This window comes from Actinoallomurus acanthiterrae (assembly GCF_054775715.1).
The window spans coordinates 2,998,384-3,022,862 of the sequence record NZ_BAAHCO010000001.1 but is presented as its reverse complement, the minus strand read 5'-3'; the positions used below and the strand labels follow the sequence as shown (position 1 = coordinate 3,022,862).

18 protein-coding genes, 2 tRNA genes, 2 rRNA genes and 2 pseudogenes are annotated in these 24,479 nt (G+C 66.9%); 9 read left to right on the top strand and 15 right to left on the bottom strand.

Features of this window, described 5'->3' with window-relative positions; genetic code table 11:
• Window positions 1-25: 25 nt before the first annotated feature.
• Both ACYVF7_RS14680 and ACYVF7_RS14675 read right to left on the bottom strand, forming a co-directional pair.
• Window positions 26-3,155, bottom strand: a 23S ribosomal RNA gene (locus ACYVF7_RS14680).
• 428 nt (window positions 3,156-3,583) lie between these two features.
• Window positions 3,584-5,104 (bottom strand): 16S ribosomal RNA (locus ACYVF7_RS14675).
• The 16S and 23S rRNA genes sit together here, the layout of an rRNA operon.
• A gap of 904 nt (window positions 5,105-6,008) precedes the next feature.
• Here ACYVF7_RS14675 and ACYVF7_RS14670 point away from each other — a divergent pair.
• Window positions 6,009-6,518: a hypothetical protein gene (locus tag ACYVF7_RS14670; RefSeq protein WP_460339814.1), complete on the top strand. Its 510-nt coding sequence runs from the start codon at window positions 6,009-6,011 to the stop codon at window positions 6,516-6,518.
• A gap of 81 nt (window positions 6,519-6,599) precedes the next feature.
• Here the strand turns inward: ACYVF7_RS14670 and ACYVF7_RS14665 are convergent, their stop codons facing one another.
• The 7 genes and pseudogenes from ACYVF7_RS14665 to tig all read right to left on the bottom strand — a co-directional run bounded on the left by ACYVF7_RS14665 (window position 6,600) and on the right by tig (window position 13,467).
• The gene (locus ACYVF7_RS14665) at window positions 6,600-6,812 is read right to left on the bottom strand and encodes a hypothetical protein (protein ID WP_460357919.1); all 213 of its coding nucleotides are present in this window, start codon (window positions 6,810-6,812) and stop codon (window positions 6,600-6,602) included.
• Window positions 6,813-6,975: 163 nt separating this feature from the next.
• A pseudogene (locus ACYVF7_RS14660) lies at window positions 6,976-8,616 on the bottom strand (valine--tRNA ligase); the annotation flags it as partial.
• A gap of 102 nt (window positions 8,617-8,718) precedes the next feature.
• Window positions 8,719-8,914, bottom strand: a pseudogene (locus ACYVF7_RS14655) (class I tRNA ligase family protein); the annotation flags it as partial.
• A gap of 192 nt (window positions 8,915-9,106) precedes the next feature.
• On the bottom strand, window positions 9,107-10,381 hold the full coding sequence (clpX, locus tag ACYVF7_RS14650; RefSeq protein ID WP_460339812.1) for an ATP-dependent Clp protease ATP-binding subunit ClpX: 1,275 nt from the start codon (window positions 10,379-10,381) through the stop codon (window positions 9,107-9,109).
• Window positions 10,382-10,542: 161 nt separating this feature from the next.
• A complete protein-coding gene (locus tag ACYVF7_RS14645; RefSeq protein WP_460339810.1) occupies window positions 10,543-11,229 on the bottom strand; it encodes an ATP-dependent Clp protease proteolytic subunit in 687 nt (228 codons plus the stop codon).
• Complete coding sequence (locus tag ACYVF7_RS14640) at window positions 11,226-11,864, bottom strand: ATP-dependent Clp protease proteolytic subunit (RefSeq protein WP_433174532.1); 639 nt, start codon at window positions 11,862-11,864, stop codon at window positions 11,226-11,228. Before ACYVF7_RS14640 ends, ACYVF7_RS14645 begins: the two co-directional genes overlap by 4 nt.
• A gap of 172 nt (window positions 11,865-12,036) precedes the next feature.
• Entirely contained in the window at window positions 12,037-13,467 is a 1,431-nt protein-coding gene (gene tig, locus ACYVF7_RS14635) for a trigger factor (RefSeq protein ID WP_460339808.1), read from the bottom strand.
• Between the two features lie 302 nt (window positions 13,468-13,769).
• On the opposite strand from tig, the gene ACYVF7_RS14630 reads away from it, so the two are divergent.
• The gene (locus ACYVF7_RS14630) at window positions 13,770-14,144 is read left to right on the top strand and encodes a hypothetical protein (RefSeq protein WP_460339806.1); all 375 of its coding nucleotides are present in this window, start codon (window positions 13,770-13,772) and stop codon (window positions 14,142-14,144) included.
• Here ACYVF7_RS14630 and ACYVF7_RS14625 read toward each other — a convergent pair.
• Entirely contained in the window at window positions 14,119-15,570 is a 1,452-nt protein-coding gene (locus ACYVF7_RS14625) for an FGGY family carbohydrate kinase (protein WP_460339805.1), read from the bottom strand. The two genes, ACYVF7_RS14630 and ACYVF7_RS14625, sit on opposite strands and share 26 nt — an antisense overlap.
• Before the next feature lie 288 nt (window positions 15,571-15,858).
• On the opposite strand from ACYVF7_RS14625, the gene ACYVF7_RS14620 reads away from it, so the two are divergent.
• Window positions 15,859-16,269 (top strand): pyridoxamine 5'-phosphate oxidase family protein, encoded by a 411-nt coding sequence (locus ACYVF7_RS14620; RefSeq protein WP_460339802.1) that lies wholly within the window; start codon window positions 15,859-15,861, stop codon window positions 16,267-16,269.
• Between the two features lie 90 nt (window positions 16,270-16,359).
• Here the strand turns inward: ACYVF7_RS14620 and ACYVF7_RS14615 are convergent, their stop codons facing one another.
• Window positions 16,360-16,590: a hypothetical protein gene (locus tag ACYVF7_RS14615; RefSeq protein ID WP_460339800.1), complete on the bottom strand. Its 231-nt coding sequence runs from the start codon at window positions 16,588-16,590 to the stop codon at window positions 16,360-16,362.
• 153 nt (window positions 16,591-16,743) lie between these two features.
• On the opposite strand from ACYVF7_RS14615, the gene ACYVF7_RS14610 reads away from it, so the two are divergent.
• Window positions 16,744-17,196: a YbhB/YbcL family Raf kinase inhibitor-like protein gene (locus ACYVF7_RS14610; RefSeq protein ID WP_460339798.1), complete on the top strand. Its 453-nt coding sequence runs from the start codon at window positions 16,744-16,746 to the stop codon at window positions 17,194-17,196.
• A 63-nt stretch (window positions 17,197-17,259) separates the two neighbouring features.
• Here the strand turns inward: ACYVF7_RS14610 and ACYVF7_RS14605 are convergent.
• Window positions 17,260-17,333 (bottom strand) — tRNA-Pro (locus ACYVF7_RS14605).
• A gap of 842 nt (window positions 17,334-18,175) precedes the next feature.
• On the opposite strand from ACYVF7_RS14605, the gene ACYVF7_RS14600 reads away from it, so the two are divergent.
• The 3 genes from ACYVF7_RS14600 to ACYVF7_RS14590 all read left to right on the top strand — a co-directional run bounded on the left by ACYVF7_RS14600 (window position 18,176) and on the right by ACYVF7_RS14590 (window position 20,222).
• Window positions 18,176-18,661 carry a hypothetical protein gene (locus ACYVF7_RS14600; protein WP_460339796.1) on the top strand — a complete coding sequence of 162 codons (486 nt, stop codon included), beginning with the start codon at window positions 18,176-18,178 and terminating at the stop codon, window positions 18,659-18,661.
• A 121-nt stretch (window positions 18,662-18,782) separates the two neighbouring features.
• A tRNA-Gly gene (locus ACYVF7_RS14595) sits at window positions 18,783-18,856 on the top strand.
• A 208-nt stretch (window positions 18,857-19,064) separates the two neighbouring features.
• Complete coding sequence (locus ACYVF7_RS14590; protein WP_460339795.1) at window positions 19,065-20,222, top strand: hypothetical protein; 1,158 nt, start codon at window positions 19,065-19,067, stop codon at window positions 20,220-20,222.
• A gap of 125 nt (window positions 20,223-20,347) precedes the next feature.
• Here the strand turns inward: ACYVF7_RS14590 and ACYVF7_RS14585 are convergent, their stop codons facing one another.
• Together ACYVF7_RS14585 and ACYVF7_RS14580 are read right to left on the bottom strand one after the other, a co-directional pair.
• On the bottom strand, window positions 20,348-20,521 hold the full coding sequence (locus tag ACYVF7_RS14585; protein ID WP_460339793.1) for a hypothetical protein: 174 nt from the start codon (window positions 20,519-20,521) through the stop codon (window positions 20,348-20,350).
• Between the two features lie 174 nt (window positions 20,522-20,695).
• Window positions 20,696-21,646 (bottom strand): helix-turn-helix domain-containing protein, encoded by a 951-nt coding sequence (locus tag ACYVF7_RS14580; RefSeq protein ID WP_460339791.1) that lies wholly within the window; start codon window positions 21,644-21,646, stop codon window positions 20,696-20,698.
• A gap of 70 nt (window positions 21,647-21,716) precedes the next feature.
• Between ACYVF7_RS14580 and ACYVF7_RS14575 the strand changes: the two genes are divergently transcribed.
• A complete protein-coding gene (locus tag ACYVF7_RS14575) occupies window positions 21,717-22,049 on the top strand; it encodes a cupin domain-containing protein (protein ID WP_460339789.1) in 333 nt (110 codons plus the stop codon).
• 107 nt (window positions 22,050-22,156) lie between these two features.
• Window positions 22,157-23,515, top strand: coding sequence for an alpha-L-fucosidase (locus ACYVF7_RS14570; RefSeq protein ID WP_460339787.1), 1,359 nt, complete (start codon window positions 22,157-22,159; stop codon window positions 23,513-23,515).
• 94 nt (window positions 23,516-23,609) lie between these two features.
• Here ACYVF7_RS14570 and ACYVF7_RS14565 read toward each other — a convergent pair whose 3' ends face one another.
• Window positions 23,610-24,446, bottom strand: a complete 837-nt coding sequence (locus tag ACYVF7_RS14565) for a DUF3626 domain-containing protein (protein WP_460339785.1) — start codon at window positions 24,444-24,446, stop codon at window positions 23,610-23,612.
• Window positions 24,447-24,479: the final 33 nt, after the last annotated feature.

Genomic DNA, 24,479 nt, shown 5'->3' with positions numbered 1-24,479 from the left:
TTAACGCAGCTCTTGAACGAAAGTGTGTGTCAAGCCACTCGGCCTATTAGTACCGGTCAACTCCACACCTTGCGGTGCTTCCATCTCCGGCCTATCAACCCAGTCGTCTAGCTGGGGGCCTTACAACCACAAAGGGTTGGGAGACCTCATCTAGAGGAAGGCTTCCCGCTTAGATGCTTTCAGCGGTTATCCCGACCGAACGTAGCCAACCAGCCATGCACCTGGCGGTACAACTGGCACACCAGAGGTTCGTCCGTCCCGGTCCTCTCGTACTAGGGACAGACCCTCGCAAGTCTCCTGCGCGCACAGCGGATAGGGACCGAACTGTCTCGCGACGTTCTAAACCCAGCTCGCGTGCCGCTTTAATGGGCGAACAGCCCAACCCTTGGGACCTACTCCAGCCCCAGGATGCGACGAGCCGACATCGAGGTGCCAAACCTTGCCGTCGATATGGACTCTTGGGCAAGATCAGCCTGTTATCCCCGGGGTACCTTTTAGCCGTTGAGCGACACCCCATCCACACGGTGGTGCCGGATCACTAGGCCCTGCTTTCGCACCTGCTCGACATGTCTGTCTCACAGTCAAGCTCCCTTGTGCCCTTGCACTCGACACCTGATTGCCAACCAGGCTGAGGGAACCTTTGGGCGCCTCCGTTACTCTTTGGGAGGCAACCGCCCCAGTTAAACTACCCACCAGGCACTGTCCCCCACCCGGATACACGGGCGCGGGTTAGACGCTCGAAACGACCAGAGTGGTATTTCACCAACGACTCCACCACCACTGGCGTGATGGCTTCACAGTCTCCCACCTATCCTACACAAGACGCTCCAAACGCCAATGCCAAGCTATAGTGAAGGTCCCGGGGTCTTTCCGTCCTGCTGCGCGTAACGAGCATCTTTACTCGTAGTGCAATTTCACCGGGCCTGTGGTTGAGACAGTGGGGAAGTCGTTACGCCATTCGTGCAGGTCGGAACTTACCCGACAAGGAATTTCGCTACCTTAGGATGGTTATAGTTACCACCGCCGTTTACCGGCGCTTAGGTTCTCAGCTTCGCCCCGAAGGACTAACCGGTCCCCTTAACGTTCCGGCACCGGGCAGGCGTCAGTCCGTATACAGCGTCTTACGACTTCGCACGGACCTGTGTTTTTAGTAAACAGTCGCTTCCCCCTGGTATCTGCGACCCCCACCAGCTCACGAAGCCAGTTCGGTCACCAGCAGGGGCCCCCCTTCTCCCAAAGTTACGGGGGCAATTTGCCGAGTTCCTTAACCACAGTTCACCCGATCGCCTCGGTATTCTCTACCTGACCACCTGAGTCGGTTTAGGGTACGGGCCGCCGACACACTCGCTAGAGGCTTTTCTCGACAGCATGGGATCACTCACTTCGCCTAAATCGGCTCGGCATCACATCTCAGGCACATGTGCCACGGATTTACCTATGACACGCCCTACATGTTTACCCCAGGAACAACCATCGCCTGGGCTGAGCTACCCTCCTGCGTCACCCCATCACTTGCCTACTACCACCTCAGGTCCCGGCCGCCCGTCACAAGGTCCCCGAAGGAACCAAGCAACGATTGGAACGGTTAGTGTCAGTGGGTTCAGCATGGGCGCGTGTCAGCGGGTACGGGAATATCAACCCGTTGTCCATCGACTACGCCTCGCGGCCTCGCCTTAGGTCCCGACTTACCCTGGGCGGATTAGCCTGCCCCAGGAACCCTTGGTCATCCGGCGGAGGGGTTTCTCACCCCTCATTCGCTACTCATGCCTGCATTCTCACTCGTGTGGTCTCCACGACTAGCTCACGCTGCCGCTTCACAGCCCACACGACGCTCCCCTACCCATCCCAACCCCTGGACACCTTACGGTGCCTGGGTATCGCTGGGATGCCACGGCTTCGGCGGTGTGCTTGAGCCCCGCTACATTGTCGGCGCGGAATCACTTGACCAGTGAGCTATTACGCACTCTTTCAAGGGTGGCTGCTTCTAAGCCAACCTCCTGGTTGTCACGGCAACTCCACATCCTTTACCACTTAGCACACGCTTAGGGGCCTTAGCCGGTGATCTGGGCTGTTTCCCTCTCGACTACGAACCTTATCGCCCGCAGTCTCACTGCCACGCTTCACTTACCGGCATTCGGAGTTTGGCTGACTTCAGTAAGCTTGTCGGCCCCCTAGGCCATCCAGTAGCTCTACCTCCGGCAAGAAACACGCAACGCTGCACCTAAATGCATTTCGGGGAGAACCAGCTATCACGGAGTTTGATTGGCCTTTCACCCCTACCCACAGGTCATCCCCCAGGTTTTCAACCCTGGTGGGTTCGGTCCTCCACACGGTCTTACCCGCGCTTCAACCTGCCCATGGGTAGATCACTCCGCTTCGGGTCTACAGCATGCGACTAAAAACGCCCTATTCAGACTCGCTTTCGCTACGGCTCCCCCACACGGGTTAACCTCGCCACACACCATAACTCGCAGGCTCATTCTTCAAAAGGCACGCCATCACACCACACCCCCAAAGAGATGCGGGAGCTCTGACGGCTTGTAAGCACACGGTTTCAGGTACTCTTTCACGACCCCTCACCGGGGCACTTTTCACCTTTCCCTCACGGTACTAGTCCGCTATCGGTCACCAGGGAGTATTCAGGCTTACCAGGTGGTCCTGGCAGATTCACACGAGATTTCACGGGCCCCGTGCTACTCGGGAAACACCTAATGAAGACAACAAGATTTCGCCTACCGGACTCTCACCGACTACGGTCGACCATCCCAGATCATTCGACTATCCTGTTGTTTTTTGACTCCACGTCCCAGCGGCGGCCGGAACAAAGGCACTCCCACAACCCCACACACGCAACACCCGCCGGCTATCACACGCGCATGGTTTAGCCTCATCCCCTTTCGCTCACCACTACTCAGGGAATCACTATTGTTTTCTCTTCCTGCGGGTACTGAGATGTTTCACTTCCCCGCGTTACCACCAACCGCCCTATCAATTCAGACGGAGGCAACACCCCATGACAGGTGCTAGGTTTCCCCATTCGGAAATCCCCGGATCAACGCTCGGTTGCCAACTCCCCGGGGCATATCGCAGGCTCCCACGTCCTTCATCGGCTCCTGGTACCAAGGCATCCACCGTGTGCCCTAAAAAACTTGAACACACTCGACAAGAACAAAGATGCTCGCGTCCACTATGCAGTTCTCAAAACACGGACAGAACCAACCCCCAGCCACCACCAAACCACCAGCAGATCCTCAACGAGGAACAACGGTGTGGTATGGCGACCAGATCAGCCTGTGTGCGAGGGCCCCGGAACCCGGGACCCCGCCTGAGAAGCCCAAGCGCGTGAACGCCCGTTCCCTCAGGACCCAACAGTGTGCCCAAACCAGACGACCCCAACCAGCTCGCGTTCCCACTCCCAGGAAACCCGGGCGGTACTAGCAGGCGGCCGTGACCGGCCGGTCTGAATAGCCAGTGCTCCACTAGTGAGCAGGCCCACCCACGAGACATTCGCCCGTGATAGTGAAAGCCGCCTGGACCGACACCCCCACCACAGTGGTGGATGCGGCCAGTAACTGCTCCTTAGAAAGGAGGTGATCCAGCCGCACCTTCCGGTACGGCTACCTTGTTACGACTTCGTCCCAATCGCCGGCCCCACCTTCGACCGCTCCCCCCACAAGGGTTGGGCCACGGGCTTCGGGTGTTGCCGACTTTCGTGACGTGACGGGCGGTGTGTACAAGGCCCGGGAACGTATTCACCGCAGCGTTGCTGATCTGCGATTACTAGCGACTCCGACTTCATGGGGTCGAGTTGCAGACCCCAATCCGAACTGAGACCGGCTTTTAGGGATTCGCTCCACCTCACGGTTTCGCAGCCCTCTGTACCGGCCATTGTAGCATGTTTGCAGCCCAAGACATAAGGGGCATGATGACTTGACGTCATCCCCACCTTCCTCCGAGTTGACCCCGGCAGTCTCCCATGAGTCCCCAACCACCCGAAGGTGTTGCTGGCAACATGGAACGAGGGTTGCGCTCGTTGCGGGACTTAACCCAACATCTCACGACACGAGCTGACGACAGCCATGCACCACCTGTCACCGGCCCAAAAGGACCCCGCATCTCTGCGAGTTTTCCGGTGATGTCAAACCTTGGTAAGGTTCTTCGCGTTGCGTCGAATTAAGCAACATGCTCCGCCGCTTGTGCGGGCCCCCGTCAATTCCTTTGAGTTTTAGCCTTGCGGCCGTACTCCCCAGGCGGGGCGCTTAATGCGTTAGCTACGGCACGGAATCCGTGGAAAGACCCCACACCTAGCGCCCAACGTTTACGGCGTGGACTACCAGGGTATCTAATCCTGTTCGCTCCCCACGCTTTCGCTCCTCAGCGTCAGGTAAGGCCCAGAGAACCGCCTTCGCCACCGGTGTTCCTCCCGATATCTGCGCATTTCACCGCTACACCGGGAATTCCATTCTCCCCTACCTACCTCTAGTCTGCCCGTATCCACCGCAGGCCCGAGGTTAAGCCTCGGGTTTTCACGGCAGACGTGACAGACCGCCTACGAGCTCTTTACGCCCAATAATTCCGGACAACGCTTGCGCCCTACGTATTACCGCGGCTGCTGGCACGTAGTTAGCCGGCGCTTCTTCCCCACCTACCGTCACGTTAGCTTCGTCGGTGGTGAAAGAGGTTTACAACCCGAAGGCCTTCATCCCCCACGCGGCGTCGCTGCGTCAGGCTTCCGCCCATTGCGCAATATTCCCCACTGCTGCCTCCCGTAGGAGTCTGGGCCGTGTCTCAGTCCCAGTGTGGCCGGTCGCCCTCTCAGGCCGGCTACCCGTCGTCGCCTTGGTAGGCCATCACCCCACCAACAAGCTGATAGGCCGCGAGCCCATCCCCAGCCGAAAAACTTTCAACACACCATCATGCAAAAGTGTGTGATATCCGGTATTAGACCCAGTTTCCCGGGCTTATCCCAGAGCTAGGGGCAGGTTACTCACGTGTTACTCACCCGTTCGCCGCTCGAGTACCCCGAAGGGCCTTTCCGCTCGACTTGCATGTGTTAAGCACGCCGCCAGCGTTCGTCCTGAGCCAGGATCAAACTCTCCGTTAAGGCCAAACGACAACCACCCTCATGAGCAGTCGCCAAACCTTGAAGAAAATCCCGGCAAGAATCATACTTGCCAAAGGAATCCAAACCCGACCAGACCAACCCCGAAAGATCAGCCCAGCCAAGCGAGGACCAAAAGGCACTGGCTTTTAGCACACTGTTGAGTTCTCAAGAAACGGACACACACCGTCTAGGAGACTGTTTCCAGCTCCCGTCTGGGGCTTGTTTCCTCAATCTTACCGATCCGTTTCCCTTTGTCGAATCGACCGACTCGGGGGTACTTCTCGGCCCCTCCCCAATGCACAGCACCCGAAGTCCGAAAACTCCTGAAACTGTTACTGAGAAGGTCCCGGCGACCGCGCCACCAGATGGCGTCACGTACTCGACCGGATTGGACATCCAAGACACCTCGCACCAGATTGCTCTGTCACGAAGCTTCGTGGAGTGTCTTCCGCGGGGCCGGCCGCCTCTCGGCGTCCCGCTCCCTTGCGGGCAAGAAGAACTCTACGTGTCTGCGGCAGCAAGGTCAAATCCCGCCGCCAGCACGTATGGAAGTACAGGTCAGACTCGTTGCCTCTCTTGTTCCCCTGTAACCAGCAGACGAAACCGTCGGCACGAAAAACATCATCGGCACCGCCATCCCGTACAGAACGGGCCGTTGCACGACGGCGAGTGGCATCTGCCCCCTCCCCGGCGACCAGCCGGTCACGCGGCCGGGTGTCATGTGGCCGGGTGTCATGTGACCGGGTGTCATGTGGCTCCAACACCCGCCGAGCGGGGTAGATCGCCACTCCAGCTCCGCCAGACCGACGGTTCGCCCCGCATTCGTAGTTCTTCTTCGACGCTGAGGATGCGGATCGCGTCGAGAGCACCCGGATCGACCACGTCGACAACGAGCGATCTCTGGGTGATCGAAGGCGGTCGTCTCACCCACCACCTCGATCTGCGTCCCCTCATCGACGTCCCCGACGTCTTCGATCCCGGGGACGACGAAGGGCGGATCGACTGGCAGGCCTTCGACGCCGCCGTTCCCGCGACCCTGCGGGGGCCGCTGCTGCGCAGGGGCGAGGAACTGCGGCCGCTGGACGTTCGACGGGACTTCGTTTCCACCGAGAGCGACCTGCCGGCGCTCTACCCCGACCACCCGCTCGGCTATGGCATGAGCCTGTGGATGGACAACAAGGTCACCGACGAACCCCGCCGCGTACTTCACCGACCGACGCCGGCTGAGATCTCACCCCGAGACCGGACCGCCACCGGAGGCCACGCCCCGGGACGTCAGTCCACGGCCAGGCGCAACCCGAGCAGTCTGTTGATGGTGGTGGACTTCCCGGCGCCGTTCGGTGCCGGCAGCGCCACGGTCTCGCCGCGGCCGGTGGTCAGGCTCAGGCCGTCGCCCGAGGCGACACGCGGATGAGGCCGGCTCATCCCGACCTGGCGGTCAGGGTGAGCCGGCCTCGGCGCGGTGTGAGCGGGCCGCGAAGGGCCCGCAGGGCGTTCAGGCGGACGGCAGAGCGGCCAGCTGGGCCTCGAGTCGGGTCACGTCGGCGCGGGCCTGCTTGAGGCGGCTGTGGGTCTTGGCGACGACCTTCTCCGGTGCCTTCGCCATGAACTGCTCGTTGCCGAGCTTCCCCTCGGCCTGGGCGATCTCCTTGCGGGCCGCCGCGAGATCCTTCTCCAGGCGTGCGCGCTCCGCCGCGACGTCGATCACGCCGCGGGGTGTCCAGGCGGACGGTGACACCGTCGACGGGCAGGGACGCCGTCGGGCTGAAGCCGTCCTCCGGGGGCGTGAGGCGCAGGAGGGTCCGGGCCGCCTCCTCGTACGCGGGGTCGATGCCCTCCAGCGCGGCCGCGACCCGCTGGCCCGGCTTGAGGCCCTGGTCGGCGCGGAAGCGGCGGACCTCGGTGACGAGCCGCTGGAACCCGGCGATCTCCGCCTCGGCACCGGGGTCGGAGAACGTGCCGGGCCGCGGCCAGGACGCCGCGGCGATCGTCTCGCCGCCGGTCAGGGCCGTCCACAGCTTCTCGGTGACGAAGGGCGTCAGCGAGTGCAGGAGGCGCAGCAGGACGTCGAGCACGTGCCCGAGGACGGCGGAGGCGTCGGTGCTCATCCCCGGCACCTTGGACAGCTCGACGTACCAGTCGCAGAACTCGTCCCAGGCGAAGTGGTACAGCGTCTCGCACGCCTTGGCGAACTCGAACCGCTCGAAGTGCGCCTCCACGTCGGAGACCACCGACGAGAGGCGGGAGACGATCCAGCGGTCGGCGACCGTCAGGTCCGCGGGCAGTCCCTCGCCGACCACGCCGACGCCGCCGGCCGGGCTGGTCGCGCCGTTGATGAGGGCGAACCGGGTGGCGTTCCAGAGCCTGTTGCAGAAGTTGCGGGAGCCCTGCGCCCACTCCTCGCTGACCGCGACGTCGCTGCCGGGGTTGGCGCCGCGCAGGAGCGTGAAGCGGGTCGCGTCCGCGCCGTACCGGTCGATCCAGCCGAGCGGGTCGACGACGTTGCCGAACGACTTGGACATCTTCTTGCCGTACTGGTCACGCACCATGCCGTGCAGCGCGATGACCTTGAACGGCTCGACGCCGTCCATGGCGTACAGGCCGAACATCATCATCCGGGCGACCCAGAAGAACAGGATGTCGTACCCGGTGACCAGCACGGACGTCGGGTAGAACGCTCGCAGCTCGGGGGTGTCGTCGGGCCAGCCCAGCGTGGAGAACGGCCACAGCCCCGAAGAGAACCACGTGTCGAGCACGTCGGTGTCCTGCGTCCAGCCCGCCGGCGCCTCCTCGCCGGGTCCGACGCAGATCGTCTCGCCGTCGGGGCCGTACCAGACCGGGATGCGGTGGCCCCACCACAGCTGGCGGCTGATGCACCAGTCGTGCATGTTGTCGACCCACTCGAAGTAGCGCGGGGCCATCTCCTCCGGCACGATCCGGACCCGGCCGTCGCGGACGGCGTCGCCGGCGGCCTTGGCCAGCGGCGCGACCTTGACGAACCACTGCAGCGACACCCGTGGCTCGACCACCGTCTTGCAGCGCGAGCGGTGGCCGACCGCGTGGACGTACGGGCGCCTCTCGGCGACGATCCGGCCCTGCTCGCGGAGCGCGGCGACGACCGCCGGGCGCGCCTCGAGCCGGTCCAGTCCCAGGAACGGGCCGTGCGCGGTGATCACACCGCGCTCGTCCATCACCGTGATGGAGGGCAGGTCGTGCCGGCGGCCGATCTCGAAGTCGTTCGGGTCGTGGGCGGGCGTCACCTTGACGGCGCCGGTGCCGAACGCCGGGTCGACGTGCGCGTCGGCGACGATCGGGATGCGGCGGCCGTTCAGCGGGAGTTCGATCTCGGTGCCGACCAGGTGGGCGTAGCGCTCGTCGTCGGGGTGCACGGCCACAGCGGTGTCGCCGAGCATGGTCTCGGCGCGCGTGGTCGCGACGACGATCGACGCGTCGCCCTCGCCGTAGCGGATGGAGACGAGCTCGCCCTCGTCGTCCGAGTGCTCGACCTCGATGTCGGAGAGCGCCGTTAGGCAGCTCGGGCACCAGTTGATGGTCCATGCCGGGCAGCCACAACGTCGCGACGCCCCGCATCCGCTGCCAGCGGATCAGCGCGTCCTGGATCGAGTGGTCCAGCGCGTGGCCGACGTGCAGCGAACCCGTGACGTTCGGCGGCGGGATGACGATCGAGAAATGCGGCTTGCCGGGTACGGCGTCCGGGGTGAATTGGCCGCCGTCGATCCAGCGTTCGCAAAGTCGCCCCTCGACGTCGGCCGGGGTGTATTGAGTCGGCAGGTCAGCACGCGAAGTCACGAGGAAAAGGTCTAGAGACGTTCGGGCGGTCCTGTGGCCGCACCCCGCAGATCCGGATCTTTCAGCATGACGCGCGGCAGCCCCTCGCGGCACGGGTACGGTCCGAGGCCGCCTCTCCGCAAGACGGAGAGGCGGTCGGGCCTTGCTGCAGTCACCAGGGCGCGGGGCGTGCCCGGCCGCCGGTGAGCCCGATCAGGCCGACTTCTCGCGCGGCTCGCGCTTGGCACGCTCGCGCGGGACCAGCGTCGGGTTGACGTGCTCGAGGACCGCCTCGCGGGTGATCACGACGCGGGCGACGTCGGCGCGGCTCGGCACCTCGTACATCACGGAGAGGAGGACCTCCTCCATGATGGCGCGCAGGCCACGGGCGCCGGTGCCGCGCAGGATCGCCTGGTCGGCGATGGCCTCGAGGGCGTCGTCGGTGAACTCCAGGTCGACCCCGTCGAGCTCGAACAGCCGGTGGTACTGCTTGACCAGGGCGTTGCGCGGCTCGGTGAGAATGCTGATCAGCGCCTCACGGTCGAGGTTGTGCACGCTCGTGATCACCGGCAGCCGGCCGACGAACTCGGGGATCATGCCGAACTTGAGGAGGTCCTCGGGCATGACGTCGGCGAACAGGTCGGCGGTGTCGTCACCGTCGTCCTTGGTGCGCAGGACCGCGTTGAACCCGATGCCCTGCTTGCCGACGCGCTGCTCGACGATCTTCTCCAGGCCGGCGAACGCGCCGCCGCAGATGAACAGCACGTTCGTCGTGTCGATCTGGATGAACTCCTGGTGGGGATGCTTGCGGCCGCCCTGCGGCGGAACGCTCGCGGTCGTGCCCTCCAGGATCTTCAGCAACGCCTGCTGGACGCCCTCCCCCGAGACGTCCCGCGTGATCGAGGGGTTCTCGCTCTTGCGAGCGACCTTGTCCACCTCGTCGATGTAGATGATGCCGGTCTCGGCCTTCTTGACGTCGTAGTCGGCGGCCTGGATCAGCTTCAGCAGGATGTTCTCGACGTCCTCCCCGACGTAACCGGCCTCTGTCAGGGCGGTCGCGTCGGCGATGGCGAACGGAACATTGAGCAGTTTGGCGAGCGTCTGCGCGAGGAGCGTCTTTCCGGAACCGGTCGGGCCCAGCAGCAGGATGTTCGACTTGGCGAGCTCTACGCCCTCGTCCCTGCCGCCGCTGCCCGACTGGATCCGCTTGTAGTGGTTGTACACCGCCACGGACAGGGCCTTTTTCGCCTTGTCCTGCCCGATCACGTACGAGTCCAGGAACTCGAAGATCTCCCGTGGCTTCGGCAGGTTGTCCCACTTGAGATCGGAGGACTCGGAGAGCTCCTCCTCGATGATCTCGTTACAAAGATCGATGCACTCGTCGCAGATGTACACGCCCGGACCCGCGATGAGCTTCTTGACCTGCTTCTGGCTCTTGCCACAGAACGAGCACTTGAGCAGGTCACCACCGTCGCCGATGCGTGCCACCCTGTCTCCTTTTCGTGGGGCCGCTCACCCGCTGAGAGCGGGGCGAGGGAGCGTGCTGAGGCTCTCGACGTTGTGTCTCGACGTTACCGTCTCCTGGACCGTGAGTGAGCCCTCTGGCATGGTCGATCTGGCGGACACCGTCGGATCACCCACAGGTCCGCTTATGACGACACTACCTCGGAAGCGCGCTTCTTGCGGCTGGCGATGATGTCATCGACCAGACCGTACTCCTTGGCCTCCGCGGCGGTCAGGAAGCGGTCGCGCTCGATGTCGCGGCGAACCTTCTCCACGTCCTGGCCGCTGTGCTTGGCCAGAATGGTCTCCATCTCCTCGCGGATCCGGAGGATCTCGTTCGCCTGGATCTCGATGTCGCTCGCCTGGCCGTAGCCGCCCTCGGTGGCCGGCTGGTGGATCAGGATCCGCGAGTGCGGCAGCGCGGCGCGCTTGCCGGGAGTCCCGGCCGCCAGCAGCACCGCCGCCGCCGACGCGGCCTGGCCGATGCAGACCGTCTGGATGTCGCACCGGACGAACTGCATCGTGTCGTAGATCGCCGTCATGGCGGTATACGAGCCACCCGGGGAGTTGATGTAGATGCTGATGTCACGCTCGGGGTCGATCGACTCGAGCGTGAACAGCTGCGCCATCACGTCGTTGGCCGAGGCGTCGTCGATCTGCACGCCCAGGAAGATGATCCGCTCCTCGAAGAGCTTGTTGTACGGATTCATCTCCTTGACGCCGTACGTGGTGCGCTCGACGAAGGACGGGATGATGTAGCGGCTCTCCGCGGGCTGCAGGCCCGCCCGGATCTCCTGGCTCACGGTGTTCAGTCCCCTCGGGTCGAAAGTCATGACACCGCGCCTTCCGAGGCGACCTGGTTGGCGTTGTGCACGACGTGGTCGATGAAGCCGTAGTCCTTCGCCTCTTCCGCGGTGAACCAGCGGTCGCGGTCGGAGTCGGTCTGGATCTGCTCGATCGGCTGACCGGTGTGGAAGGCGATGCGCTCGGCGAGCGTCGTCTTCACGTACAGCATCTGCTCGGCCTGGATCCTGATGTCGGCGGCCGTACCGCCGATGCCGCCCGACGGCTGGTGCATCATGATCCGCGCGTGCGGCAGGGCGTAGCGCTTGCCCGCCGTGCCGGCGCAGAGCAGGAACTGCCCCATCGAGGCGGCCAGGCCCATGCCGACCGTCGCGACGTCGTTCGGGACGTACTGCATCATGTCGTAGATCGCCATGCCGGCGGTCACCGAGCCGCCCGGCGAGTTGACGTAAAGGTAGATGTCGCGCCGGGAATCCTCGGCCGCCAGCAGCAGCAGCTCCGAGCAGATGCGGTTGGAGATGTCGTCGTCGACCTGCTGACCGAGGAAGACAATGCGCTCGCGCAGCAGCCGCTGATAAAGCTGGTCTCCCAACGGCAGAAGGGGCGCCTCGGCCGTACGCGCATCTACGCGCGCCGGACGGTCGAAGGTCGGAGGCGTGGTCACTGCGTCACCTGCTCCGGTTCGTTGTTCGTGGTCGGTTGATTGCGACATTAACGCGCTGGAGCGGGGGCTTAAGCCGCGAGGGTGGCTTGTTCGCTGTCGGCGTGGAGGCCGGTTACGGGAATACGGACGGGCCGGTGCCCATGGCACCGGCCCGTCCAGGGATTCGGACCGATCAGGCGTCCGTCTTCTCGCTTTCCGACTCGGCCTTCTCACCGGCCTCGTCGGCGGCGGCCTCGACGGCCTCCGCGCTCTCGGCCTCGGCGTCGTCCTCGGTCTCGCCGGAGAGCTGGCGCTGCAGCGCCGCCAGGTCGACCTCGTTGCCGTTCTCGTCGGCGGCCTTGACGTGCTCGACGACGAGGTTGAGGGCCTTGCTGCGCAGGACCTCGGACACGACGGCCGGGATCTGGTTGTTCTCGGTCAGGTGCCGGGCCAGGACGTCGGGCTGCACGCCCATCTGCAGGGCGTTGGAGACGACGTACTCGGTGAGCTCCTCGTTCTCGACGGTCAGCTCCTCCTGGAGGGCGAGCTGGTCGAGGATGAAGCCGCCCTTGACCGCGTCACGGGCGTCCTTCGCGAGCTCCTCGTCGTACTCCTCGGCGCTCTGCTCCTGCTGCTCGAGGTACTTCTCCCGGTCCAGGCCGTACATCTGCAGCTGCTGGTCGAGCTGCTCGTTGCGGCGCTCGATCTCGGCCTCGATCACGCTGTCCGGGAGCGGGATGTCGATCTTGTCCATGAGCGCCTCGAGCGCCTTGTCGCGCGCCTGGCCGAGCTGCTGGGCGCGCTTCTGGCCCTCCAGGCGCTTGCGGACGTCCGCACGGAGCTCATCGATCGTGTCGAACTCGCTGGCGAGCTGGGCGAACTCGTCGTCGAGCTCGGGCAGCTCCTTGATCTTCACGCTCTGCACGGTGACCGTGACCTCGGCCTCCTCGCCGGCGCGCTCGCCGCCGACCAGGGTGGAGGTGAAGGTCTTCGACTCCTCGGCGTTCATGCCGGTCAGCTGCTCGTCCAGCCCGTCGATCGAGGAGTTGCTGCCGACCTCGTACGAGTAGCCGCTGGTCCGGGCGTCCTCGACGTCCTCGCCGTCGATCTTCGCGGCGAGGTCGATGGAGGCGAAGTCACCCTCCTGCGCGGGACGGTCGGCGTTCGTCAACGTCGCGAACCGCTCACGGAGGTTGGAGATCGTCTCGTCGATCTCCTCTTCGGTCACGTCGACCGAGTCGACGGTGATCTCCAGGCCGTCGTACTCCGGCACCTCGAACTTCGGCCGGATGTCGACCTCGGCGGTGAACGCGAACTGCGCGTTGTCCTCCAGCTCGGTGATCTCCACGTCGGGCTGGCCGAGGGCGAAGACCTCGCTCTCCTGGACCGCGCGGCCGTACAGGTCCGGCAGCGCGTCGTTGACCGCCTCCTGCAGGACCGCGCCTCGCCCGACGTACTGGTCGATCAGGCGAGCCGGCACCTTGCCCGGGCGGAAGCCCTTCAGGCGAACCTGCTGCGAGAGCTCCTTGTACGCCTTGTCGAGGTTGGGCTTCAGCTCGTCGAAAGGCACCTCGACGGTGAGCTTGACCCGGGTCGGGCTCAGCTCCTCAACATCGGTCTTCACTGGGGCGGTCTCCTTGATCCGGCCGCGGCACGGATTTCACGTTGGATGTCGTGGGCGGCTGCGTTCTCTCCAGCCGGACGCGGGCACGCCGAATGCGGGCACCGCGCGCCTTCGCGCGCCAAGTCTATGGCGTTCGAGCACGTCTGCGGACAGTCGGGGCGGCAATGCGGGCCCAAGTATTGCGAAAGGGCGCTTCTGCCGGAAGCACGACGGGCCGTCTTCGAGGCGTTCAGCTCGGGGATCTCCACCGTGGAGTCCAGGGATCAGCCACGGATTGGCAAATGTCATGCCATGATGCTCCGATGCTCGAGACGCGGGTCGTCGGCGCATGCCTGATCGCAGTGCTGGCCCTGACCACCGCCGGTTGCGGCGGCGTGGACAAGAAGGCGTGCGGCCGGCTGGAGAGGACGCTCGCCGACATCAGGCAGCAGGCGATGGGCCAGGTCGATAATCCGGCCCGCGTCGCGCAGGCGTACACCTCCGGCGCCGCGACCCTCCGCCACCAGGCCGCGAGCACCGACGGCAAGCTGAAGAAGTCCGCGGACAAAGCGGCCGGCGCCCTCGACCGGCTCGGTGGGCAGGTACGAGCGGCGGCCGACGGCACCGGCTCCGGCGTCGACTCCTCCGAGCTGATCAGCGCCACCACCGAGCTCAAGCGGACCTGCGGCGGGTCGTAGGCCTGTCTCCTCGGCCCGCCCAGCGCTCGCGGGCCTCCGACACCCGCTCCAGGTAGGCCGCGTAGCCCTCGGCGTAGAACGCGGAACGGCCGGGGTCGGGTTCACGGACGCCCGTGGGCCGGGTCCAGGCGGCGACGTCCAGCCCGACGCCGAAGCGGTCGGCGGCGGCCAGCACGGCGCCGCGCGCCCCGACCTCGCCTCCGGCGATGCGCAGCGGGCGGCCGAGGACGTCGGCGAACAGCCGCAGCCACGCGTCGCTCTTCGTGCCGCCGCCGCACACCGCGAGGTCGCCGGTGAGCCCCGCGGCCTCCAGGCAGTGCCGCGCGGCGTACGCGATGCCCTCACAGGTCGCCCGGACGAGGTCCGCGCGGGTGGTCTCCAGGCTGATTCCGGACAGTTCGGCCCGCGCCCGCGGCTCGACGAACGGCGCGCGCTCCCCCGACGGCGCGAAGTACGGCAGCACGCCGACGCCGTGCGCGCCGGGCGGGGACTGCCCGAGCAGGTCGGACACCTCATCGTGGCGGACCCCGGTCGTCGCCAGGACCCAGTCCAGCGCGGCGGTGCCCACCATCGCGGGCATGGCGCGCAGCCACCGGCCGGGCGCGGGCATCGCCAGGTGGAACCCGGTCGGATCCCCGGACAGGTCCAGTGAGTCGACCACGACCTGGCAGGCGAGCGTCGTCCCGATGATGAGCAGGCCGTCGCCGTGTTCGGTGACGCCGGCGCCGATCGCGCAGGCCGGCAGGTCGAACGGGCCGCCGGCGACCGGGGTGCCCGGGCGCAGGCCGAAGGCGGCGCTCTCCCCCACCGGCAGCGGATCGCCGATCGGCGCGAGCAGGTCCCGCCGGTGGCCGAGCCCGCACGCGGCGATCGCGCCCTCGTCGTACGTCCGGGTCCGCGGGTCGAGGAACGGCACAGAGGCGTCGGAGACGTCCGTCGCCCGTACGCCCGTGAAGCGCTGGAAGACGACGTCCTTGCAGTAGCCGGCGGTGGCGGCGGCGTCCAGCGCCTCCGGCTCGTGGCGGTCGAGCCAGGCCAGGGCGGGCGCGGGGCAGCCGGGGAACATCGTGTTCCCGGTGCGCCGGAAGACCTTCTCGGCGATCCCGTCGGCCGTCCACTCCGCGACGACGTCGACGGCCCGCCCGTCCATCCAGGACAGGGCCCGGCGTACGGGGCGGGCGTGCTCGTCGACGAGCCAGACCCCGTCCCCCTGGCCGGTGAGGCCGACGAACGCAGGCACGGCGTCGGCGGTCAGCGCGCCCAGGACCGTGCCGACCGCGTCGTACACCTCGTCGACGTCCTGTTCGACGCGCCCGTCGCGGACGTCCAGACGCGTCGGTTCGGACACCACCGAGGTCACGGTGCCGTCCTCGTCGAACGCGGAAGCCTTGACGACGGACGTGCCCACATCGATCCCGACGAACACAGGGGCCTCCTCCGGAGCGTCGGGCGGTGCGCGAGCGGTTCGCCCCGGGACCGCCGCCCCTCCCGCGTGCCATCCGACTCGGAATGGTTCGCAGAGCTTGTAACACGAAGATCCCCGTCGTCAACGCCGGCTGACGTGCCGCAGCGGGCCGGTGGTCCGTGATCGCAGGGACCTTGGTCCCAGGATCCGAGGATCTTCGCCCCCGCCGCGCCCGCGTCCGTTGTCGTTAGCGTCGTAGGTGAAGGCACCTAGCACCCCTGGACCCTGGATCCTGTTAGGACGGCGGCCGTGTACGACTCCGGAGGCCTGGAGATCCTGTCAGAAGAGGAGTGCCGCCGATTGATCTCCGCGGCGCCTCTCGGCCGGATCGTGTTCACGGACCGTGCGCTGCCGGCGATCCAGCCGGTCAACTTCGTCGTCGCCCGCGGCGAGGTGGTCATCCGGACGTCGTCCGGGTCCAAACTGGCCGCGGCGGCCCGCAACGCCGTAGTGGCGTTCGAGGTCGACGAATTCGACCCTGCCATCCACACCGGCTGGTCGGTGGTGATCGTCGGGCACGCGCGCGTCGTGTCGGAGAACGGCGAGATCTCGCACCTGCGCGACCTTCCGCTCCGCACCTGGACGCCGAACGAGCACGACTACTACATCGCCATCAGGCCGGAACTCATCTCCGGGCGCCGCCTGCCCGAGGCGGCCTGACGGAGGCCGGCTCGGGCCTGGACGTGGTCTGCGCTTCGAGCGGGCGGCACCTTTGAGGTTCGGTTCTTCGAGTGAAAGGCACTGAAGGCTTCAGGCCCGGGCGTGCTCGACGCCGACCGCACGGGCACACGCCGCGCCACAGAAGATCCGGTCGTCCGCCTCGGCGCCGTGCCCGAGAACCCGGCATCCGCAGTGGGCGCAGACCGGAGCGATCGCGTGGGCGGCGCACTCGATGCTGTCGAACATCCGTGAGACCCCGTCCGCCGTGATGACGGTGAACGCCTTGTCGTACTCATTGCCGCAGACATCACAGTGAGCCATTAGAGATCCCCCGATTCTCGTCATGACGTCGCATCTTCCGCGATTCCGTCTGTAGCGATTCCCCGTCGCCCGACGCTCGAAGCCCGGGAGTTCCCGGGAGAATCGGCCGCTCGTACGCGGTGGGTCACGGCTTGGAGCGGGCAGGACGCCCCCATGGATGAGATCACGCTACGAAGCCCCGCGTTCGACGACCACGCGAAGGTCCCGAAGGAGCACTCTCACGAGGCCGGGGACGTGTCTCCGCCGCTCCGGTGGTCGGAGGTGCCCGAGGAGGCCGTCGAACTCGTCCTCACCTGCGAGGACCCCGATGCCCCGGTCGGCACGTTCGTCCACTGGCTGCTCGCGGCCATCCCGCCGGAGACCGAGGGACTGGAGGCGGGCGACGTGCCGCCCGAGGCGATCCGGGGACGCAACGACTACGGACGCCTCGGGTACGGCGGTCCGCATCCGCCTCCCGGTGACCCGCCGCACCGGTACTTCTTCGGGCTGCGAGCCCTGGCCGAGCCGTCCGGCCTGCCGGAGGGGTTCTCGGCCGGTGATCTGGACGAGGCGCTCGAGGACAAGGTGATCGCGGCCGGCACCCTCGTCGGCGTCTACGGCAGGTGAGCAGGCGCAAGGCAGAACCCCCGGGGCTCGGCCCCGGGGGTTCTGTCTGACGCGAACGGAATGTCGGGCTGGGGAGATTCGAACTCCCGACCCCTGCGACCCAAACGCAGTGCGCTACCAAGCTGCGCTACAGCCCGTGAGTCATCGAGTGTACCGAAAAGCGGCCGTTCCCGGCTGCCGGACGCTTCTCACGTACGGTGACGGCCGCGAAACACGCCGGGCTCGATCCGGAGCGCGCCGGGAGCGTGGCGCGCCGCGACGCGCCGAGCGACCCGGAAAATATCCCCTTAATTCGGATATAGCGCTAATTCAGGAATGCGCCCTAGCGGCTTTCCGTGACGCCTCCACCTCTCCACTGAGACGGTTCGCCCGGATTGCGACCAGCCGATATTCACGGTCAGTAATCGTCTCAGTGCGAAAAGTGATCTTATTAATAGTGCGATCAATTAATGCGTCATGCATGGCCGCAATGCGGCTCTGATCAGCTACTCTATTGCACATGTCACACGTTCGGGAGGCCCGGAGGCCCGTCGCCGACGGGGATTCAGCGCCTCTCGGACGTCACCGGGAGTAATGAAGAACGGCGTCCCGAGGACGCTCTAGATCATTTTTTCGTCGGCGGCCACGGCGGGTTTCCACTCGCCGAGACGACGGCGGGCGAAGAACGTCACCGGCGTCCGCGGACGCCGTACAACAGAAAGGCATCAGGGCCGCCCCCATCTCCCGACCGGGGACTGTTGGCGCAGCCGGCGGTAGACGCGGGCGGCCCCCTCCTCCATCGAACCTGCCGGTTTGGGGAAACAGACAAGGCTCGCGGGAGTCTCTGAAATGGCTATTTCGCGTGTTCTGCCGCCATTGAGCAGGCCTCACGGCGGTCACAGCTTGCCATCGCGTCCTACCGTACGCCACCGGCGGCCGGCCGGTCGGCGGTTTGGTGCTTCCGGCCCAGGCGGGCCGCGTACGACCATCGGCGGCCACCATGGATGAGAGAATTTCGCCGGCGCCGCGCGGAGACGGCGCACCCTCGCCCGTGCGTCACCGGCACGCCCGGCAGAGCCCCCGGCGGCCCCGCAGCGTGCTGTACGTCGCAGGCGCGGTCTTCGGAGCGAGCGGGACCGGATGGTGGCTGTCCGAGACACGACACGAGGGCCTGGGCCTCGCCGGCCTCCGCGTGCCGGCGTCCGTCGCGATCTGGGGCCTGGTCGGGTTGGCCGGCTGGGGAGCGCTCCTCCTTCTCGGGGAGCTGACCCTGTTCGTCCTGGCGATCGTCAACGTCGGCGACGCCGAGGTGCACGACCGGTGCCGCAACCTGATGATCCTCTGGGGGTACGTCCTGACGCTCGGCACGCCCCGGCTGTTCCGGAGACTGCCCGCGCAGTTCGCCCAGCTGTTCGCCGACGAGGGCACGACCCGGCCACCCGCCCGCGACCGGCGACGGCGCCGCAAGCACACGCAACGACGCTGACACCCGCCGCCGGACCGTGGACACGGTCACCCGGAATGCGTGCACAAGAGGGTCTCGGGAACCGGTACGCTACGCGAGGGACGTTGTGAGGTGGGCGCTCGTCCGCCCCTCTCCGGCGCACGCGGGCGTAGCTCAATGGTAGAGCCCCAGTCTTCCAAACTGGCTACGCGGGTTCGATTCCCGTCGCCCGCTCCAACCACGAAGGCCCAGGTCATCCGGGATCCCGGGACCTGGGCCTTCGACTGCTCACCGGCCCCGATGAGCGTTCGTGCCCGATGCGTGCCAGATCAGGCCGCCGGCGAGGACTGCGCGGGCTCCACCAGCCGCATCAGCTAGCGTTTACTCAGACACGAATGTCTACATATCTGGCCAGGGGTATCGCCTGGCACGGCGAGGTGGCGCCATGCAGGTCGGGTTCGACTGCGAGGAGGCCGTGTGGCTGAGGAACACGCTGCTGGAGATCGGTGCCACGCTCTACTCGGATCGCCGCCCGGTGATGATCCGCCAGTGGACCGACCCGGTGCGCCTCCATGATCCCGAACCGGTCGGTCATCGCTTTCTCTTCCTGGTCGCTGTTGGCGGGGACGACCGCCCGGCTTCTCCCGACATCGACGATGTCGTGGACGCCTTCAGAGCGGCGGGGTGGGAGGCTCACGAGCCCCGGCACGGGCGCGAGCCGGGCACGGGCTGGGCGAAGGCCAGACGAGACGACTTCAAGACCAGCATCGATGCGGGTGCCGGACCTGGAGTCCTGACGTTCACCGGCTGGACGCCAGTGGTGTTCACGACTGGGCGGCAGTTGCGGCAGCCCCGACACACCCTCAGCACGGTCTACGGGGTGCTGTGCCGCGAGTGCCGCGGTTGGGCAGCCTGCCTCGACTGTGACGGCACCGGCCGCAGCACGGAAACCGGCAGCTATGGGCGCTGCTGGTGCCACGGCGGCCAGGGCGGACCGGGCGCCTGCATCGAATGCGGTCTGTCGGGGGAGATCACCGAGTCGTCGCCGTGGCATCTTCTGAGGCGTTACGGCTTCGCTGATGCCGACGCCCCGGACGCTGACGCCGACGGCCCCGACGCCTTCCGGATGCCGCCGATCGAGAAGGCTCACGACTCCAACATCGACGCCCTCACCGACGTCGCCCACAGGACCTGCGCGTGCGGAGAGTTCCGCAGCCGGTGGAGCAATCACCTCAGCGAAGCCGACGACCACCTGGTCTCCCTGTTCACCGGCAGGTGCCGGGGCTGTGCCAAGCAGCGCGCGTACGCCTTCATGCTCCCCCACCGCAAGCTGCCTCCGCCTCCGCCGCCCCCGTCACCACCGCCGTGTCCGCGCTGCGCCCAAGTGCCGGTGCCCCTGGTCCGCGGGCTCCATTTCCCCGGATCGGCCACGATGCGCGCGCTGGATCTGGGGTTGGTGGAGGCCTCCGACCGAGGCTGCGAGGTCCGTCCCGATGACCCGAACTGGCGCTGCCCGGCTTGTGGGCACGCCTGGCAGGACGCCGACGAGCGGCGGCGCGCCAGGATCCTGCGCTCGATCCTCGCCGATCTGCCCGCCTCCTAGCGGTCTCTAACCAGTCCTCTCGAGCGTTCGTGCCAGATCAAGGCGGCCCGAAGACGGGCCGCTCGGGCGGCCGAACAGGGGAACGAGGTGGCCTGACCGGTCCGCGTTCGCCGGGGCCCAACGAGTCAGTGTTGGGCGTGGGGGCCGCCGTGGCGGCGGCCGATCCGGATTCCGCCGAACACCAAGTCGGCAAGGAAGACCAAGATCCCGATGATCAGCAGGAAGAAGAGGCCTTTCACCACCCACCCGGTGATACCAAGTGCGACCGCGACAAGGATGAGGGCCACGAACAGCGCCATGTCACGCCTCCTCACAGAGTCCCTGTTCAGGGACATACCCGCCGGATGGCGCCCGTACGACCCGGCCCGCGTTCTTCGGCCAGGCCGCATCGGTGGAGCCGGGCACAGGCCCGACTTGGCGCAATTCCGGTCCGCATCCACCTCACCCGCGTCCGCGGCTTCTGACCCGGCCTTTCATCGTGGCTCGGCTCGGAACGCCCGGCGGTAAGCGCCCGGTGTTGTGCCCAGGGCGTTGATGAAGCGCCTGCGGAGATTGGCGGCCGAGGAGAGCCCGACGCGGCGGGCGACGGCGTCCAAGGGGAGGTCGGAGGACTCCAGCAGGTCCCGGGCCGTGGCGATCCGCTGGGCGAGCAGCCACTTCCCCGGGCTGGTGCCGAGCTGATCGGCGAACCGTCGGGCGAGGGTACGCGTTGAGACGCCCGCGTACGCGGCCAGGCTCTCGGTGGTCACCGGTTCGCCGAGTCGCCCGGTGACCCACTCCAACAACGGCGCGAGCGTGCCGTCGATCTGGGCGGGGTGCGGCGGCGCCGAGTACTGCAGCTGCCCGCCCTCGCGGTGGGGCGGCATGACCATGGTCCGTACGATATGTGCGGCGTACCGGGCGCCCTGGTCGCTGCGGACCAGGTGCATGCACAGGTCGATGCCGGCCCCCGCGCCCGCGCTGGTGGCCACGTCACCGTCGTCCACGTACAGCACGTCCGAGTCGACCCGGACGTGCGGGAAGCGCGCGGCGAGCTCGTCCGCCAGCGCCCAGTGGGTGGTCGCCCGTCGTCCGTCCAGCAGGCCGGCGTGCGCCAGCGCGAACGCGCCGGAGCAGATGCTGACCATCCGCGCTCCGCGGGAATGCGCGCGGCCCAACGCCCGTACGACCGCGGGTGAGGGGGGCTCCTCGGTGGGCAGCCAGCCGGGGACGACCACGGTGTCCGCTCGGTCGAGTGCGTCCAGCCCGTCGGTCACGAGCATGTCGTACGCGGCGCGCGTCGCGACCGGGCCGGGGCGCTCCGCGCACACGCCGAAGGCGTACCGCGTCGGCAGTTCTGGCCGCTCGATCCCGAACACCTGGGCCGCGCAGGCGAGTTCGAAGGTCGATTGCGGTGGGCGGACGAGCGCCACTACGCGATGCATGGCAGGAAAGTAACGCATGATGTCTTTCCTGACACTCGGCTGAGCAACGGCCGACCGCAAGGCTGACCCCATGACGACAGAGCAGAACGCGCCTGCCTGTGTGTGGTCCGCCGTCCAGGACGCCCCGGTCCGCGACCTCTTCCCGGGCATCCGCCTGCGCCCGTTGTGGAGTGGCGACAATGGCGCGAAGGCCTATGTGCTGGAGATGGACGCGAACACGTGCTGGCAGGGCGTCGACGTCCACGAACCCGGCCCTGAGGAGGTCTTCGTGGTCTCCGGCGTCTTCAACGACGGCGAGCGGGACTACCCCGCCGGCTCCTTCATCCACGCGCCCGCAGGGTCCTCGCACGTCCCGCAGACGACGACCGGCTGCACGCTGTTCCTCTTCTACCCGGAGGGTTAGGTCGCGGAAGGCCCGAGATCGGATGTATGTCCCCTATAGCGTCGTGAGGTGGGCCGATTCTAGGGTTGTGTCCGATAAGTAGTCCGATGTCTCATCCGAGGTGTGCCATGACCGACGACTCGCACGTCCTGACCGGCCGGCCGGTCCCGGCGTGGTTCACCGATGCCAAGTTCGGCGTCTTCGTCCACTGGGGCGCATACTCGGTACCCGCCTGGGCGGAGCCGACCGGCGAGCTGGGCGCCACCGATCCCGAGGTGTGGTTCGCGCACAACCCGTACGCCGAGTGGTACTGGAACACCAGCCAGATCGAGGGCAGCCCCGCCTGGGCGCACCATCGCGCGGTGTACGGGGGCCGCCCGTACGACGACTTCCTCGATCTGTGGCGGGCCGAGTCGTTCGACCCGGGTGACTGGGCGGACCTGTTCGCCCGCGCCGGTGCCCGCTACGTCGTGCCGACCACCAAGCACCACGACGGCATCGCGCTGTGGGACGCGCCGGGCACCCGCACCCGCACCCGCAACACCGTCCACCGCGGCCCGCGCCGCGACCTGGTCGCCGACCTGGCGGACGCCGTACGCGCCCGAGGACTGCGCTTCGGCGTGTACTACTCCGGCGGTCTCGACTGGTACGCCGGACGCCGTGCCGTGATCCGCCACGAGGACCTGATCGACGACTACGGCCGTCCCCACGAGGCCGCCTACGCCGCCTACGCACTGCGCCAGGTGCGCGACCTGATCGACCGCTACCGGCCGGACGTGTTGTGGAACGACATCGGCTGGCCTGACCTGGGCATGGCCGACCTGCCGGGCCTGTTCGCCGACTACTACGCCGCCGTCCCGGAAGGTGTGGTCAACGACCGCTGGGACGGCACCCACGCCGACTACCTGACCAGCGAGTACCAGGCGGGCCGCGAGAATGAGACGGCCTCCGCCTGGGAGAACTGCCGGGGCGTCGGCCTGTCCTTCGGCTACAACCGCAACGAGGGCCCCGAACACCTGCTCGACACGGCGGGCGCGGTGCGGCTGCTCGTGGACGTGGTCTCGCGCGGCGGCAACCTGCTCCTCAACGTCGGCCCCAAGGCCGACGGCACCCTGCCGGCAGAGCAGCGCGCCGTCCTGGAGGGCATCGCGTCCTGGATGACGCACCACGCCGCCGCCGTCCACGCGACCAGGCCCCTGGAGCCCGGCGACGCGGTTCCCGGCGGCGAGACCGCCGATGGAGAGGGCCCACCCTGGATCCGCTGGACCCGCGACGACCGGCACGCCTACGCGTTCGTCGCCGGCGCGCCGGGCGGCGAGGCGCTGCTCAAGACCCGGCCGGGCCTGCTCGACCCGGCCACCGCGGCCCGCCTGGACGGCGGCCCGCTCAGCGCCACGGCCGCCTCGGACGGCGTACGGGTCGCTTCTCCCGGGCTCGACGCACCACTCCCCGCCGCGCTCCGCTTCACGCTGACATCACCGGGCTGAGCCTCACGCCGACGTCACCGACCACCGCTCCGACCAGGAAGGCCCAGGTTCCGGAACCTGGGCCTTCGATCGTCGATCCGTCCGCGGTACATGGCTATGCGTGCATCTCGGGGCTGCCGAATCTCGCCACGCAATGCCAGACACGCTTGAGGGCTTGCTCGTCATATCGGCCGGTGCGAGAGGCGTCGCCCAGGATTCGTGGATCGAGACGACCAGCCTGGGCGAGAGACGCACCAAGGTCTACGAACTCCGGGCCCCGGTACTCCGGATATCGGCGCAGTTCCGCCGTGGTCAGGGTGAAGCCGCCATGCCACTCGACCGGGCAGGGCAGTCGCAGGGCCGCCTTCTCGATCGATGTGTCGCGATAGCAGGGGTCGAGCACCAGGGCTTCGGCGTCCCGGCTGAAGTCGACCACACCGTGTACGTGGGCTTCGATGTAGTCGTCCAGCAAGTCCTTATCGTCGGCCTCGGCCAACGCGATCAGCGTCGACAGTCTCGACACCACGCCGAAGTGCTGGGGCTGGAAGAAGCTGTCCGGGTAACAGAACGTGGTACGGGCCAGAGTGTGCTCGGCCAGGCGCAGGTAGGCCGAGCCGAAGCGTGGTGAGCCGCCGACCAGGCGTCGACGGAAGTTCAACGACCCGTACTTGGGCCGGTCGGCCGCCGGCCCGTCGTCATAGGCCCCGGCGAAGATCCGGCTCTCCCACCGCCAGCGATCACCGCCAGGGTGAGCCGTCAGACCCCCGTTGCTGGTCCCGGTCTCGAACTGCGACCGGTACAACCCGTCACGGGCCATAAGGTCCAGGATCGGCACCCCTGCCACGAGTCGGTCAGGGTGGAAGTGCAACGTCACCCGCACCGGCGGATCTACCGGCTCGCCGATCGCCAGCGACGTAACGTGGGTGATGGCTCGCTCCCGGGGGTGCGGCATGGCGGCAGTATCCATGACCCCGACGACGGCGTC

Coding starts and splice junctions, on each gene's coding strand:
- ACYVF7_RS14645 (WP_460339810.1), bottom strand. CDS start 11,229: ATGACTTTCGACCCGAGGGGACTGAACACCGTGAGCCAGGAGATCCGG.
- ACYVF7_RS14630 (WP_460339806.1), top strand. CDS start 13,770: ATGCTCGAGACGCGGGTCGTCGGCGCATGCCTGATCGCAGTGCTGGCC.
- ACYVF7_RS14615 (WP_460339800.1), bottom strand. CDS start 16,590: ATGGCTCACTGTGATGTCTGCGGCAATGAGTACGACAAGGCGTTCACC.
- ACYVF7_RS14610 (WP_460339798.1), top strand. CDS start 16,744: ATGGATGAGATCACGCTACGAAGCCCCGCGTTCGACGACCACGCGAAG.
- ACYVF7_RS14600 (WP_460339796.1), top strand. CDS start 18,176: ATGGATGAGAGAATTTCGCCGGCGCCGCGCGGAGACGGCGCACCCTCG.
- ACYVF7_RS14590 (WP_460339795.1), top strand. CDS start 19,065: ATGCAGGTCGGGTTCGACTGCGAGGAGGCCGTGTGGCTGAGGAACACG.
- ACYVF7_RS14585 (WP_460339793.1), bottom strand. CDS start 20,521: ATGGCGCTGTTCGTGGCCCTCATCCTTGTCGCGGTCGCACTTGGTATC.
- ACYVF7_RS14580 (WP_460339791.1), bottom strand. CDS start 21,646: ATGCATCGCGTAGTGGCGCTCGTCCGCCCACCGCAATCGACCTTCGAA.
- ACYVF7_RS14575 (WP_460339789.1), top strand. CDS start 21,717: ATGACGACAGAGCAGAACGCGCCTGCCTGTGTGTGGTCCGCCGTCCAG.
- ACYVF7_RS14570 (WP_460339787.1), top strand. CDS start 22,157: ATGACCGACGACTCGCACGTCCTGACCGGCCGGCCGGTCCCGGCGTGG.
- ACYVF7_RS14565 (WP_460339785.1), bottom strand. CDS start 24,446: ATGCCGCACCCCCGGGAGCGAGCCATCACCCACGTTACGTCGCTGGCG.